Genomic DNA, 14,565 nt, shown 5'->3' with positions numbered 1-14,565 from the left:
GAATAGACAGTATTTTACCGCTTTTTCAGACGATTTGATAGATTTTTTTCTCCGTAATGACAGTACCAACTCTTATGTCGTGATCTTCCTTTGCGAAGCTCGCCGGAAAGAGTTCCTCGTAGGTAAGACCGATCAATTGATTCGGACTGACGTCGTGCAAAGTTCTGTCATAAAAGCCCGCGCCCCGTCCCAAACGGAAACCGAGTTCGTCGTAACCCAAAGCCGGAACGACAATCCATTCCGCATCGTGAAAATTTAAGGTCTTTGTTCCTTTCGGTTCGGAAATTCCGAACGGGCCCGATTCCCAGGTTTCGGGAAGAATGAATTCGAGTTTTTCTCCGATCATTTTTGGGAAATAAATTTCCTTACCGGAATCTGTCCAACCCAAGGCTTTCGGGTCCACCTTTACTTCCCATTTATCGGGAGCGTAGGCGATGATCTTACGTGCGCCCGCCGTGATTTCCGCTAAAAACCGCAGAATGGCTTGGTCTTTGATTTCTCTTTCTTCCAAAAGAGTAAGAAGCGTTCGAAGTGCGTTTCTAGATTGCAGTTTCAAGGAGAATTACTACTAAAGAGATCGAATTTTTAATCGTACAAAGTAAAGTTTTGAATGCGGCTCAAAGAAAGAAGTTCACAGATCTCCGATGATTCCTTCTTCCAACATGGTTATCAGCTTGCGGGTTTTTTCTTCGATTTCACCGGTTCCGGGAGAAGCGGAAGGTGTTGTTTCACTTTTGATTTCTTTCGCTTGATTCAATTCGTCCGCAAAGTTCAGCGCGGCTAAGATGGCTAATTTTTGTCGGGATGCGCCGGGCATTCCGGCTCCGAGTTCTCTGAGTTTTCGATCCACTTCTTCCGCAAGGGAATAAATATAGTCTTCTCCCGTTTCGCTGAGGATCGTATATTCCTCTCCGAGGATTCTAACTTTTACCCTGCGTGGGTCCAATCAAACAACCTCAGGACTTAGGATCGTCTTCGATGATCAGAAAGTCGTCGTCTTCATCCGCGTCGAATACGCTGATCGCGTCGTCATCGTCTTCGATAATGATATCGTCGTCATCGCTTTCGGTCAGAGGACTGAAATCTTCCGCGGTTTCGTCTTCGGAAATTTCGATGATGTCTTCGTCTTTTTCGGGAACTTCTGTGATCAGGGAAATATCGTCGTCTTCTTCGTCGAGAAGAATGATTTCGTCGTCTTCGCCGAATTCCTCTTCTGCGGAAGCGGTTTCTTTGACAACGTTAGACGCCGCGGCGGTAGTTGCGGCGGCGGCAGCCGGAGCCGCGCTCGAAGCGGAAGAAGAAGGAGCCGAAGATGCCGTTGCTCCTCCCCCTTGTGGAAGAGAATCCAATCTTCCGAGGAGTTGATTGATCTTTCCTTCGAGTTTTTGTTCTCTTTCTTTGAGTTCCGTAAGTTCTGCGTTCGTTTTTTGAAGCTGAGCCCGGAGAGAAGAAAGTTCTTTTTCCTTTTCTTCCATCGCCAGTTTCATCTGGTCGTTTTCGGCTCTCAGGGTTTCGTTTTCGGATTCTAAGCGACCATTTTCAGCGCGAAGATCGCCGATCAGTTCAAGGGCTTTAATGACCTTGCTTTCTAATTCTTCAATGGTCTCCATAGTAAGCATAACCTGATTCTCCTTAAAAAACGATTCTCTGAAAACAGAAAAAGCCCTGTAAGCTTACAGGGCTGTCGATTTCGGTCAAGCTGGATTGATTATCCGGCTACTTTGATCTTTTCGACCAGGGCGTTGAAAACTTCCCGATCGTTAAAAGCCAGCTCTGCAAGGGATTTACGATCCATGTTGATCCCTAATTTCTTAAGAGAATTCATGAATACGGAATAAGACAAACCATTTTCTCTCGCAGCGGCGTTAATTCTGATGATCCAAAGTTTACGAAAATCTCTTTTCTTCGCTCTACGATCGCGGTAAGCCCACTGGCCCGCTTTCATTACCGCACTTTTTGCCGTTCTGTAAAGTTTAGAACGGGCTCCGCGGAATCCTTTTGCGTCCTTTAAGACTCTTCTTCTTCTATTTTTGTGGATGGTTCCGTTGACCGCTCTAGGCATTATCGTACTCCATAAGGCATTAATCTGACGATGGATTTCCAGTCAGAGTTATTGACCAAGGTCAAACCGCGAAGACGTCTTCTGCGTTTCGGTCCCTTTTTGGTCAAGATGTGACGGGTATTCATACTCTTGCGTTTGATTTTGTTGTTCTTTGTGAACTTGAAACGCTTTGCAGCGGCTCTATTCGTTTTCAACTTTGGCATCTTAATCTACCTTCGATCCTATTTCCGGAAATTATTTCGGATTAATAATTACTACGATCTGCTTTCCGTCCTGAACAGGATCCCTTTCCGCGGTGCCATGCTCTTTCAGGTCTTCGATCATTCTATATACCACTTTCATTCCGAGGTCGGAGTGCATCATCTCTCTACCGCGGAATCGGAGACTGACTTTTACTTTGTCTCCCTTTCCAAGAAACTCTTGCGCGTGTTTCTTTTTGATTTCGTAATCGTGACTTTCGATTCGAGGACGAATCTTAATTTCCTTAACGTTGATTACGTGTTGTTTCTTTTTAGCCTCTTTACTCTTTTTGAGTAACTCGAATTTATACTTACCGTAGTCGATGATCTTACAAACGTGAAGTTCCTGATCCGCCGATACTTCCACGAGATCCAGGTTTTCTTCTTTTGCTTTTCTGAGAGCTTCTTCAAAAGGAACGATCGCCACTCCGTCGTCCGATACTAAACGGACTCTGGAAACGCCCGTGATTTTCTCATTGATCCTGTGATTAAAAAGTTTATCCGTTGCTGACTTTTGACTCGGTTTCCTCTGCATTCATTCTCCGGCTAGATTTCCAAGATTTTATTCTTAGGCCTGTTTTCAAGCGATTTTTGACTCTATTTCCCTGGAATCGGCCTTTATTTCAAGCGGATTTTGCCGTTTTCGACGATCCGTGGTAGTTCCCACAAGTTCGATGGGTTAACGGCAGAAGTCCGAGTTAGGAAGGTAAGAGTTCCCACTTGTTTCGGAATTCGATTCCGGTATTTTTTCCGAAATACGGTGGTAGTTCCCACAGTTTTCTCTTCAAAGAATCCGATTCGAACTGGGAAACAGCAGGAGTTCCCACAACGGAAACGTTCCACCGGGAAATTCCCCGCGTTGAACCGTAGTAGTTCCTACGTTTTTCAAGATCAGTCCGTTCTTTTCACAATGATTCACCGGGAAAACGAAGGAGTTCCCACATTTCCAAAAACGGCGGCCTCTTTTTCAAGCCGCCGCCCGCCGCTTCTTATAACTTAGCCCGCTTTAATCTCATCCTGTAGATTGGAAATAAAACCGGCGCGGGTCAAAGTCTTGGTGTCCTCTTGACCGAGCTTTCTGACCGCGAGAGTCCCGGATTCCATTTCCTTTTCACCCAATACCAAAAGATAATTCGCCTTTTTTAGGATAGAATCCCGGATCTTTGCGCCGATCTTTTCGTTTCTCGTGTCCATCTCCACCCGGAACCCAGCTTCGACTAACTCGCGATAAACGTCCTTCGCGTAGTCGGTGACTTTTTCGGTCACGGTGAGAATTCTCACCTGATTGGGAGAAATCCAAAGAGGAAATTTCCCCTCGTAGTGTTCGATGAGAATTCCTATGAATCGCTCCAAGGATCCGTAAATCGCTCTGTGAATCATCACCGGTCTTTTTTTCTGACCGTCGCTGTCGGTGTAATCCAATTCGAATCGTTCGGGCATGGAGAAGTCGACTTGGATCGTTCCGCACTGCCAAAGCCTTCCGATGGAATCCTTGATGTTGAATTCGATCTTGGGTCCGTAGAACGCACCCTCTCCTTCTTTGATTCCGTAAGGAATTCCTTTTTTTTCGAGAGACTTCTTGAGCGTTTCGGTCGCAAACTCCCAGTCCTCTTCTTTCCCTTGCGATTTTTCGGGGCGCGTCGCGATGAAGGTCTTAAATTCGGAAAATCCGAATTTCTTATATACGGTAAACGTAAAGTCGATGATGTCCATCACCTCGGATTCGAGATGATCCAACGGCGCGTAGATATGAGAATCATCCTGAGTGAACGCTCTGACTCGGAAAAGGCCGTGAAGGACACCGTGCAATTCGTGACGATGTACGCTTCCGAATTCCGCGAATCGTAAAGGAAGTTCGCGATACGAATGCAGGTGATGTTTATAAATCAAAGAACATCCGGGACAGTTCATCGGCTTGAGAGCGTAATCCTCTTCGTCGATGTCCGTGAAATACATGTTCTCGTGAAAGTTATCCCAGTGACCCGACTTCTTCCAAAGCTCGGAAGAAAGAACGGCGGGAGTTTTGATTTCCTGATAACCGCGCTTATTGCACTCGGATCGAAGATAATCCGCGAGCGAATTCCAGAGAATCGTTCCTTTCGGATGCCAGAACGGAAATCCGGGTCCCTCTTTTTGAAAGGAGAATAGATCCATTTCCTTTCCGATCTTTCTGTGATCCCTTTTCTTCGCTTCTTCGATTTGAAAGAGATACGCATCCAATTCTTTTTTGGTAGGGAACGCGACTCCGTAGATGCGTGTAAGCATCGCGTTGTCTTTGTCCGCTTTCCAATACGCGCCCGAGATCGCCGTTAGTTTAAAAGATTTTAATATACCGGAATTCGGAACGTGAGGTCCGCGGCAAAGATCGAACCATTCTCCCATCCCGTAAATGGAAACGTCCTCGCTCGGAATTCCTCCGATGATTTCGATCTTGTATTTCTCTCCGAGTTTTTGGAAGGTTTCGATCGCTTCCTTTTTCGAAACGACCTTCCTCCAGACCGGATGATCCGCCTTTACGATCTTCTCCATTTCGGCTTCGATCTTCGGGAAGTCTTCCGGAGTTACGATCGCACCTTGAAAATCGATGTCGTAATAAAAAAATCCGGGACCGTTTTCGATGACCGGACCCACGGTGAGATTCGCGTTCTTGTATAAATTCTGAACCGCCATTCCGAGTAAATGCGCCGCGGAATGTTGAAAGGTTTCCCATCCCGCTTTTTCGGAATAGGTCAATACTTCTATGTTTGCATCGGCTTCCACCGTTCGGGATAAGTCCTGGATATCCGTGCCGTTCAGACGTACGGCGAGCGCCTTGTTTTTTAAGAAGGGTAATTCTTTTTCGATGAAGTCGCGGTAAGTGGAACCTTGTGCGACTTCCTTAACGGATTTGTCCGGCAACGTAAGCCTATGCATATTCTTATTCTATCCAGGAACGAATTTGGGTTTTCCCCTTTCCATTCGCGAAAATCGGACATATTTTTCAACCGATTTGCATTTGCGGGGGAAAAACCTTGACTGTGCTCTCCCCCCTATCGACGCTGTAGGAGATGAAAGCGTTTCTGGTTCTCGACAACGGCACGATCATAGAAGGAGAATCTTTCGGCTACGAAACGGACTCCGTCGGCGAGGTTGTCTTCAATACTTCCATGGCGGGTTATCAAGAAATTCTCACCGACCCTTCCTACTGCAATCAAATCATAACGTTAACCTACCCGATGATCGGGAATTACGGAATCCATCCGACCAACATGGAATCCGCAAAAATCCAAGCGAGCGGATTGATCGTAAAAGAATATGTGGATCGTCCTTCAAACTTCCGTTCCGAAAAGACGCTTTCCCAATTTTTAAAAGAATATAAAATCCCGGCCATCCAAGGGATCGATACGCGCAAACTGACGCGTTATATCCGAACCAACGGTTCTCCGAACGGCGGGATTTTTGTGGCTCCGGAATATTCTCCTAAGTTTCTGGAAACGGTGAAGTCTTTTCCGGGAATCATCAATGCGGATCTCGCCAAGGTCGTAACGACTTCTTCGAAATACATCTTCGGAACTCATACCGGAAAAAAATACAAACTCGCTGTTTATGATTACGGCGTGAAAACGAACATTCTCCGTTTGTTGGACGCGAGCGGTTTTGCGGTAACGGTTTATCCCGCGCAAACTCCGGCGGAAGAAATCATGAAGGAAGGAACGGACGCATTCTTTCTTTCCAACGGACCCGGAGACCCGGCTCCTCTTGATTACGCGATCAACGCGACGCGTAAGATTATGGAAAAGGGATATCCTCTTTTCGGGATCTGTCTAGGGCATCAGATCATCGGACTTTCGCTCGGTAAAAAAACCGAGAAGATGAAGTTCGGTCATCGCGGCGGGAACCAACCGGTTAAGAATTTATCAACCGGACAAGTGGAGATCACTTCGCAAAATCACGGTTTTGCGGTAATCGACGATCAAAAGTCGGATGAACCCGTTTCGTTTTTAAATCTAAACGACAACACCGTGGAAGGGATTTTAAAATCCGGTTATCCATTGTTGACCGTTCAGTATCACCCGGAAAGCGCTCCGGGTCCGAACGATTCCCGTTATTTATTTCAAAAGTTTTACGATCTCGTTGAGTCTACAAAAAGAGGCAAATAAAAATGGCAGAATTTCCGCAACTTCCCGATAGAATTTTTGGTATCCCCGTTGGAAAAGATTTTTCCATGGAAGCTCTCGTAAAAGACGTATGGAATCCGGAAACGGACGACCTCTTCCCTCCTAAGAATTTTTTAGGCATCGGCTACGGCGTGAACTTTTACGCGATTGCGAGAAAGACCGGGCTTCTCTAAACAAAGAAAAACACCGGGCTTGTCGAATTTCGGCAAGCCCGTCCTAAAACGGAACATCCTTCCGAGTTCACGCCGGCCACAATCGAAGATTCCGCGTGGATAAATTATAAATCGCTTAGAAATTCTTTCGGTCATCGGATATACTTCCCTTCGAATTTTTTGAATCGAATTCGGAGAAATTCGCCACCTGTCGAAGTCGGTGGAAACCTGAAACCTCGAAGCCGATTGCATCACCGCCAAAACGGGGGAAGTATGAAAGAAAATTATAATATTCTAAATCTACCTCGAAACCTTCGGGAGGATTTAATCGGACGAAAAAGAATCGAAACAGGACAAGGTTGGTTTGATCTTGCATCTATCCAAGAAGTCCACTTCAGCTCCGTAAAGATCGGTCCGTTTGCAGATGATGAATTAGGACAATATTACACCAATTCGGTCGGCCTTATAAAAAATTCGGAACACTATGGGGAAGATCCGGAAATTCTTGTCTGGCTACCGCGAATCGGGCTCTACGGGACATGGGATTCCAGTCACGACGAACTTCATATTTTTCCGGATGGGAATTGGAACACTATGAAATCGAATCTGACTCCATTCATCGAAGCACAGTGGGGATACGAGGGCGACGACAAGATAGAACACATAACCTTGGAAGACGCAGAGCGATACCCGACGGCCTTCGACTTTATCCCTTACGACCTGGACAAAACAGTACACAACCTTTCCGACGGAGAATTGAACGCTTTTTTGGAACGATACGAAGATGCGATTCTTCGACATCCGGACGTCTCTTCGTTGGACGACGCCTATTTCGCGTTAGACGAAATGGGAAAGCTGAAACAATCCTTGGACGCCTTCGGAAAAGCCGCGGAACTTTGTCCTAGGGAATCCATGTACGCGGCCAACCTCGCCGAAATCCATTGGAAAATGGGGGACCAAAAGCAAGCCGCCCAATACGCCCAAAAAGCCAAAAGTATGGGGGACAAATCCCCGATCGTGGGGGAAATATTTCAATCGACCCGAAGCAGCTCGAAACGATCGGAATAAGAAGACGGACATTTTAGAAATTATGAATGCGGATCGATTCCATCCGGAGATCGAAAATCCTGAACACAAATCGAGGCGTCACTCTTAAAAGAAATTTCCATTCGATTTCCAATCAAACTTGTTTGAATTTATAATTTGGACGGAACAAAGTTGAACAATCCTTTACTGTTTTGGAACTTTGAAGAGTGAAGGTTGCCGATGAAAATTAACAAATCGATTCTTTTCGCAGTAGTTCTCTTGGGGAATATGTGCATTTCTATCCCGCAACACACTCTTTCTTTGGAAAATTCCGCAGCCGGCCGAGACAGAAAAGCGAAACTTCTTTCCGCATTTTTCGGTTTGGACAATGGACTTCCGTTTCGATCGATCGCACTTTGGAGATACGCTCCCGGCAAAGACGGCATGCCCTTGGTCTTTTCCCACGAAATCGATCCTGCAACTTTGGATATTTTGGATTTTCAAATCATCACGGCGAAGGGTGAAATTCTTTCTCCGTCGTTCGCGACGTTCGCACCGGCTTTGGAAGCTTTCGAGCTGAGGACAGTTTTACTCATCGGCGAATTCGGAAATCATCCGGATAACGAGCCGAAAGAAATCGCGATCGTGGGCGAACTCAAAAGTCGCGACGGTCAGAATTTTTTCGGACAAAAAGTCGCGGTAACTCCTCTAAACGAAGGACCGTATATTAGTTATGCTGAATATTTCAATTTCGAACCCTCCTATCCTTACAACGAATCCGAACGAGGAAAGGACTGTCCCCGTACGGAAACCGCAGTCGTAGTTAGAACCGTTTGGGCCGGAGGTGTCAGGGCCATCGACGGGCAGGAATTGGGCGATCGAGATTTGAAACGGTTTCGAATTCGGATGAAAGCGGGGAAAAAAACATGGTTCGTTCATCCGTTTCGCATCGCCGACATTGACGATAACGACAACAATATCGATTTGTGTATTTCCGAAAAAGGAATTCCTATTTCGGTCGAAGCGGAGGCAAATACGGCCATCGACCCGAGAGGAGACGCGAACCCGTTTACGAAAAAGGAAATTTTAAGCCGCTGATAAATTTGAATCGGAAATCCGAATTCATAAAAACACGTTTCGTCGAGTCGATACGACACAAACCGAACCGTCCTTTAAATAAAAACCCGCATCTTCACCCGGATTTTTATTTTTAAGAGCGAACGTTCGAATCGAAGAACGGCCTCGTGCGTCTTTTATTGTTAAATTAGAAAATTCTAAAATTCAAAATCTGAACCGCTTTTCAAAAACAAAAAAGCCCAGGACACACCCCCGGGCTTTTTATGATTTTCCGGGCTCTCAACAAAAACCGCGGAAACTTTTTCTTTTAGAAAGAATTCCTCAATCGAAGAATTTTCTCCGTAATATCTTATGCTTGGAACGCGTCCAAAACAAGCTGATCCTGTTCCTGCAAATGCAGCTTCATGTGACCGGCGGCAGGGCTCGGAGATTCGTGTCTTCCCGCATAAACAAGTCGAATGTTGGAAGGAATCAAATCCTCGATTCTTTCGCGAACGAAAAACCAAGCTCCTTGGTTTTTCGGTTCTTCCTGACACCACACGAAGGATTTAGCGTTCTTGAATTTCTTGAGAGCCGCCTCGATTTCCTTCGCGGGAAACGGATAAATCTGCTCAACTCGCACAAGAGCCGTATTCTGGATTTTGTTCTCCTCGCGATATTTCAGTAAATCATAATATACTTTACCTGCGGAGAAGATCACCTTTTCGATCTTGTCGGCCTTTGAACCGGCGTCGTCCACGAGGATTTCGCGGAACGCGCCTTGCAGAATGTCCTCCACCGGAGAAAGAGAAGCCGGAAAACGGAGCAAACTTTTCGGAGTTACGATCACGAGAGGTTTGCGGTAGTTTCTGAGCATCTGCCTGCGGAGAAGGTGGAAATACTGAGCGGCCGTCGTGAGGTTACAAACCTGCATGTTGTTGAGGGCGCAGAGCTGTAAAAATCTTTCGAGCCTTGCGGATGAATGTTCCGGTCCTTGACCTTCGTATCCGTGAGGAAGAAGCATAATCAAACCGGAAAGTCTTTGCCACTTCACTTCCGAACTGGAAATGAACTGATCGAAGATCACCTGCGCGCTGTTCGCAAAATCTCCGAACTGAGCTTCCCACATCACGAGGGCGTTCGGGTCGGCGAGAGAATATCCGTATTCAAAGCCCAACACCGAAAACTCGGAAAGCGAAGAGTTGATGATCTCCGCCTTAGCCTGCTTAGGCGAAATGTGGTTGAGAGGAATGTATTTCTCGTTGGTGTTCGTATCGACCAACACCGCGTGACGATGCGAGAACGTTCCTCTCTGAGAATCCTGTCCGGAAAGACGGATTCTAAATCCGCTTTCGAGAATCGATCCGAAGGAAAGCGCTTCCGCAAATCCCCAATCCACGGGAATTTTTCCTTCCGCCATTTCCTTTCTGCTCTGGAGAAGTTTTACGAGTTTTGAATTCGGAGTAAATCCTTGCGGAACGCTCGTCAAAGCCTGAACGATTCCGTGCATCTGCTCCGCGAGAAGTTTCGTCGCAGGTTCTGAATCCAAGGAAACCTTGGAGAACTTGGACCAAACTCCCTGCATGGTATCGACACGGATCTTTACGTCCTGTTCTTTGGCTCTTTGGAAAGAATCCTCCAGCCCGTGCATGGACCCGTTCTTAATGAAGTCCAAATCTTCCTGAGCAATGTCGCCTTCCTCCACGAGACGTTTCTCGTAGAGATTGACGGTCGGAGGATGGCTTTTGATCGTCGCATACATCTTCGGCTGCGTGAACGCAGGTTCGTCGGTTTCGTTGTGACCGAGTCTTCTATAACATACGAGATCTATGATAAAATCTTTTTTGAACTTCTGACGGTATTCCATCCCGAGTTTAACCACTCGATATACGGCTTCGGGATCGTCCCCGTTTACGTGGATGATCGGAATTTGGAATCCTTTCGCGAGATCGGTTGCATACAACGTGGATCTGGATTCGTCCGGAAGAGTGGTGAATCCGATCTGGTTGTTGACCACGATGTGAAACGTTCCACCGGTAGTATAACCTTCGAGGTTCATCAGATTGAGAGTTTCCGCAACCACGCCCTGTCCCGCAAACGCAGCATCTCCGTGGATCAAAACCGGCATGTATTTTTCTCGATCCTTGTCTCCGATCAGAGTTTGACGCGCACGCACGGAACCGGTTACGACCGGGTCCACACATTCCAAGTGACTCGGATTGAACGCGAGAGAAAGTTTCACTTCTTTTCCCGAAGCGGTCATTCTGCTGTTCGAATAACCGAGGTGATACTTCACGTCCGCATAACTCAGGTTATCCTTGTCGGTTTTTTCCTCGAATTCGGCAAAGATGAGGGACGCGGGTTTTTCGATGATGTTCACGAGAACGTTGAGTCGTCCTCTGTGCGCCATTCCGATCACGAGTCCGTCCATCTTGTGATGTCCGGCCTCTTCCACGATCGTATCCAAAAGAGGGATGAAGGATTCTCCCCCTTCGAGAGAGAATCTTTTTTTACCGACGTATTTTTTCGCGAGAAAGGTTTCGAAGTAATCCGCTTGGAATAATTTTTCGAACAATCTGAGTTTGATGCTCTTCGGCAGAGGGGCTAAGAATGCGGGAGACTCCATCTTTTTTTGAAGCCATTCCCGTTCCACGTCGTCCACGAGATAGAAGTGTTCGGCTCCGATCGTGTTGCAATAAACCTTTTCGTAAAGATCGACGATCTCGGCAAGTTTGACTCTTCCAAGAGTATCGCTGTCGACCACGGTTTCCAAATCCGCGGGAGAAATGCTGTGCAATTTGGAATCGATGAACGTGCGGTTCGGTTTTTGAATTCCGAGCGGATCGAGTTTTGCCGCAAGGTGACCTTGTCTTCTGTATGCGTTCAGAAGGTTGATGATCCCCATTTCGCGGATGGAACCCGCTTGCGCGTCCGTAAAGGAAGTGGCAACGGCCGACTTTCCGTTCCCGTTCGTATATCCGCCGCCGTTTCCGTTGGCAAGTCCGTTGGAATCCACTTCCTGGAAAAAGGACTTCCATTCTTTGTCCACCGTTTCCGGATTGAGCTTGTACTGATTATAGAGTTCTTCGAGGAGAGCGCCGTTCTCTCCGTAAAGCGCCATGAGTTTTTCGATCTTCATTGTTGAAACCTGCCTAATAACGATCCGCGCTTACGCGTGGATCGCCCACTTATCCACCGCCATCGCCGCTTCTTTGATGACTTCCGCCAAGGTCGGATGCGCGTGGAAACTTCTCGCGACGTCTTCCGCAGACGCGCCGAATTCCATCGCAACCGCAAGCTCGGCCACCATGTCCGAAGCTCTCGGCCCGAACACGAAGGCGCCGAGAATTTTATCCGTTTTTTTATCCGCTAAGATTTTAACCTGTCCTTCGGCTTCGTTCATCGCTTTTGCACGCGCGTTCGGTCGAAAGAGTGATTTTCCGGTTTTGTATTCGATTCCTGCCGCTTTTAATTCTTCCTCGCCTTTTCCAACCCAAGCCATTTCCGGCCAAGTGTAGATGATATAAGGAACCGCGTCGTAATTTACGTGTCCCGATTGTCCGGCGAGAAGTTCGGCGAGTGCAACGCCTTCTTCTTCCGCTTTGTGCGCAAGCATCGGTCCGTCCACTGCGTCCCCGATCGCGTAGATCCCGGGAACTGATGTTTTAAAATGTCCGTCTACTTGAATTCGTTTGCGGGGTGTTAATGCGACTCCCGCTTCTTCCAAACCTACACCTTCGAGAAAGGGTCTGCGTCCGACCGCGACGAGTACGACGTCCGCTTCGAGTTCTTTCGATTCTCCCTTGGAATCTTCGATCTGAACTTTTACTCCGCCCTTGCCCGTAGTTGCGCCTTTGACCTTATGCTCAAAAAGGAATTCCATTCCCTGCGCCGTCAAAGAACGTTCGAGAAGTGAACCCATCTGACGATCCACATTGGAAATGAGGCCCGGTAAAAATTCCACAACCGTAACCGCGGTGCCGAGTCTGGACCAAACCGATCCGAGTTCGAGACCGATCACTCCGGCTCCGATGATGATCATCTTCTTGGGAATTTTACGGATATCGATCGCATGATCGGATGTGACGATGTTTTTTCCGTCCACGGTCAAACCGGGAATGTCGATCGGAACCGATCCGGTTGCCACCACGATATGTTTTGCGTTGAGCGTTTCTTTGTTTCCATCGTTTAATGCGACTTCCACTTTTCCGGCCGATAAAACTTTCCCGAAACCTTCGTACCGTTTGATCTTATTTTTGTTCATGAGAAAGTCCACCCCGTCGGTGACTTCCTTTACGATCTGATCCTTTCGGTTCATCAGTTTGTTCAGATCGACTTCGACTTTTCCTACGGTGATTCCGTGGACGTCGAGTTTGTGCAGGGCTTTGTGATATTCTTCGGAAGAATCCAGAAGAGCCTTGGAGGGGATACAACCCACGTTGAGGCAGGTGCCTCCGAGGGTTTTTCTTTTTTCGATGATTGCGGTTTTGAAACCGAGTTGAGCGGCCCGGATGGCACAAACGTAGCCCCCCGGTCCCGCGCCGATCACGACTACGTCAAATTCTGCTGACATGATTCCTCTTTCATTAAAGTTCGAGTAAGAGTCGGGCCGGATCTTCGATCGCTTCCTTCACCTTCACGAGGAACGTAACCGCTTCCTTTCCGTCCACGATTCTGTGGTCGTAGGAAAGTGCGAGATACATCATCGGACGGATCACGATCTGATCGTTCACGACCACCGCACGCTTTACTATATTATGAAGTCCTAAAATTCCACTCTGAGGAGGGTTGAGGATCGGAGTCGACATCATCGAACCGTAGATTCCCCCGTTGGAAATCGTGAATGTTCCGCCTTCCATTTCGGCGAGTTCGATCTTTCCGTCTTTGACTCGGTTCGCGAGTCTTCCGATTTCCTGTTCGATTCCGGCAAAGGTCAAAAGGTCCGCGTCTCTTACGATCGGAACCACGAGCCCTTTCGGTCCCCCGACGGCGACTCCGATATCGTAGAAGTTTTTATACACGATATCGCTTCCTCGGATTTCGGCGTTGATTGCGGGAATCGTTTTGAGAGCGTGGATCGCCGCCTTCGTAAAGAAGCTCATGAATCCAAGGCCCACGTTATGCGTCTCTTTGAACTTATCCTTATAGCGGTTTCTGAGTTCCATTACGTAACTCATATCCACTTCGTTGAAAGTTGTTAAGATTGCCGCATTGTGTTGCGCCGACACGAGACGTTCGGCGATCACTTTGCGTAAACGGCTCATAGGAACCGCGTTTTCTCTCGGAAGATCCGTTCTTCTCGGCGCGGGTACAGCTTTCGGAATTTCGGGAGAAGGAGCAGAAGTCGGAGCCGATTTGGCCGCCGTTGCAGTTCCCACACTTGCGGAGGATTTCGATTCGATCGCTTTTAATACGTCCTCTTTTGTGATTTGTCCGTTCTTTCCGGAACCGGAAATCGAAGAAGCGTTTAGGCCGTTGTCGTCGATTAGTTTGCGGACCGCAGGAGGAAGAGTATCGTTGCTATTGCCGTTTCCGGAAGGTTGTGCTTTCGGTGTGGAAGTAGTCGGTGAAGAAGAGGAAGGTGCGGGAGCGGAGGCAGTTGCGGCGGCGTCGATGAGACCGATGATCTCCTTCACCTTCACAGTCTCTCCGGCCTTCTTGTGAATTTTTTGAAGGACGCCGGAGGACGGGGCCGGAACTTCCATGGTCGCCTTGTCGGTTTCCAGTTCCAATAGGATCTCGTCCTGTTTTACTTGTTCTCCTTCTTTTTTAACCCAGTTCGCGATAGTTGCTTCCGTGATCGATTCTCCCATTTCGGGGACCTTGATTTCTACAGACATTAATGATTCCTTTTGAGAGGTTTCTGATGCGCG

General features: G+C 47.5%; 13 protein-coding genes and 1 pseudogene. 4 read left to right on the top strand and 10 right to left on the bottom strand.

The genetic code is table 11. The features are described 5' to 3' along the window. Nucleotides 1–25 precede the first annotated feature (25 nt). From LFX17_RS05385 to thrS, 7 genes are all read right to left on the bottom strand, one after another. The gene (locus LFX17_RS05385) at nt 26–556 is read right to left on the bottom strand and encodes a 5-formyltetrahydrofolate cyclo-ligase (protein ID WP_238729343.1); all 531 of its coding nucleotides are present in this window, start codon (nt 554–556) and stop codon (nt 26–28) included. Nucleotides 557–631: 75 nt separating this feature from the next. Further along, complete coding sequence (locus LFX17_RS05380) at nt 632–946, bottom strand: cell division protein ZapA (RefSeq protein WP_135571714.1); 315 nt, start codon at nt 944–946, stop codon at nt 632–634. Nucleotides 947–956: 10 nt separating this feature from the next. Beyond that, complete coding sequence (locus LFX17_RS05375) at nt 957–1,619, bottom strand: coiled-coil domain-containing protein (RefSeq protein ID WP_238745508.1); 663 nt, start codon at nt 1,617–1,619, stop codon at nt 957–959. Between the two features lie 89 nt (nt 1,620–1,708). Then, nucleotides 1,709–2,062 carry a 50S ribosomal protein L20 gene (rplT, locus tag LFX17_RS05370; RefSeq protein ID WP_002726297.1) on the bottom strand — a complete coding sequence of 118 codons (354 nt, stop codon included), beginning with the start codon at nt 2,060–2,062 and terminating at the stop codon, nt 1,709–1,711. After that, nucleotides 2,062–2,265 (bottom strand): 50S ribosomal protein L35, encoded by a 204-nt coding sequence (gene rpmI, locus LFX17_RS05365; RefSeq protein WP_002765180.1) that lies wholly within the window; start codon nt 2,263–2,265, stop codon nt 2,062–2,064. Before rpmI ends, rplT begins: the two co-directional genes overlap by 1 nt. Nucleotides 2,266–2,296: 31 nt before the next feature. Further along, complete coding sequence (infC, locus tag LFX17_RS05360) at nt 2,297–2,836, bottom strand: translation initiation factor IF-3 (protein ID WP_118955437.1); 540 nt, start codon at nt 2,834–2,836, stop codon at nt 2,297–2,299. 461 nt (nt 2,837–3,297) lie between these two features. Then, entirely contained in the window at nt 3,298–5,214 is a 1,917-nt protein-coding gene (gene thrS / locus LFX17_RS05355; protein WP_238745505.1) for a threonine--tRNA ligase, read from the bottom strand. A 134-nt stretch (nt 5,215–5,348) separates the two neighbouring features. Between thrS and carA the strand changes: the two genes are divergently transcribed. The 4 genes and pseudogenes from carA to LFX17_RS05335 all read left to right on the top strand — a co-directional run bounded on the left by carA (nt 5,349) and on the right by LFX17_RS05335 (nt 8,734). Next, a complete protein-coding gene (gene carA, locus LFX17_RS05350; RefSeq protein ID WP_238745502.1) occupies nt 5,349–6,440 on the top strand; it encodes a glutamine-hydrolyzing carbamoyl-phosphate synthase small subunit in 1,092 nt (363 codons plus the stop codon). Nucleotides 6,441–6,442: 2 nt separating this feature from the next. Further along, a complete protein-coding gene (locus LFX17_RS05345; RefSeq protein ID WP_135569182.1) occupies nt 6,443–6,631 on the top strand; it encodes a hypothetical protein in 189 nt (62 codons plus the stop codon). Between the two features lie 252 nt (nt 6,632–6,883). After that, nucleotides 6,884–7,450 (top strand): annotated as a pseudogene (locus LFX17_RS05340) (hypothetical protein); the annotation flags it as partial. Nucleotides 7,451–7,876: 426 nt separating this feature from the next. After that, nucleotides 7,877–8,734, top strand: coding sequence for a hypothetical protein (locus LFX17_RS05335; protein WP_238745497.1), 858 nt, complete (start codon nt 7,877–7,879; stop codon nt 8,732–8,734). Nucleotides 8,735–9,062: 328 nt separating this feature from the next. Here LFX17_RS05335 and LFX17_RS05330 read toward each other — a convergent pair whose 3' ends face one another. From LFX17_RS05330 to odhB, 3 genes are read right to left on the bottom strand one after another with little or no spacing between them, the layout of a single operon-like run. After that, a complete protein-coding gene (locus LFX17_RS05330) occupies nt 9,063–11,831 on the bottom strand; it encodes a 2-oxoglutarate dehydrogenase E1 component (RefSeq protein WP_238729337.1) in 2,769 nt (922 codons plus the stop codon). A 30-nt stretch (nt 11,832–11,861) separates the two neighbouring features. Beyond that, complete coding sequence (lpdA, locus tag LFX17_RS05325) at nt 11,862–13,265, bottom strand: dihydrolipoyl dehydrogenase (RefSeq protein ID WP_238729336.1); 1,404 nt, start codon at nt 13,263–13,265, stop codon at nt 11,862–11,864. Nucleotides 13,266–13,278: 13 nt separating this feature from the next. Then, nucleotides 13,279–14,532, bottom strand: coding sequence for a 2-oxoglutarate dehydrogenase complex dihydrolipoyllysine-residue succinyltransferase (odhB, locus tag LFX17_RS05320; protein ID WP_238745495.1), 1,254 nt, complete (start codon nt 14,530–14,532; stop codon nt 13,279–13,281). Between the last annotated feature and the right edge of the window lie 33 nt (nt 14,533–14,565).

This window comes from Leptospira sanjuanensis (assembly GCF_022267375.1).
Classification (GTDB): Bacteria; Spirochaetota; Leptospiria; order Leptospirales; family Leptospiraceae; genus Leptospira; species Leptospira sanjuanensis.
Note: the sequence above shows the minus strand (reverse complement) of the source record. Positions and strands in the feature narration are given on the sequence as shown.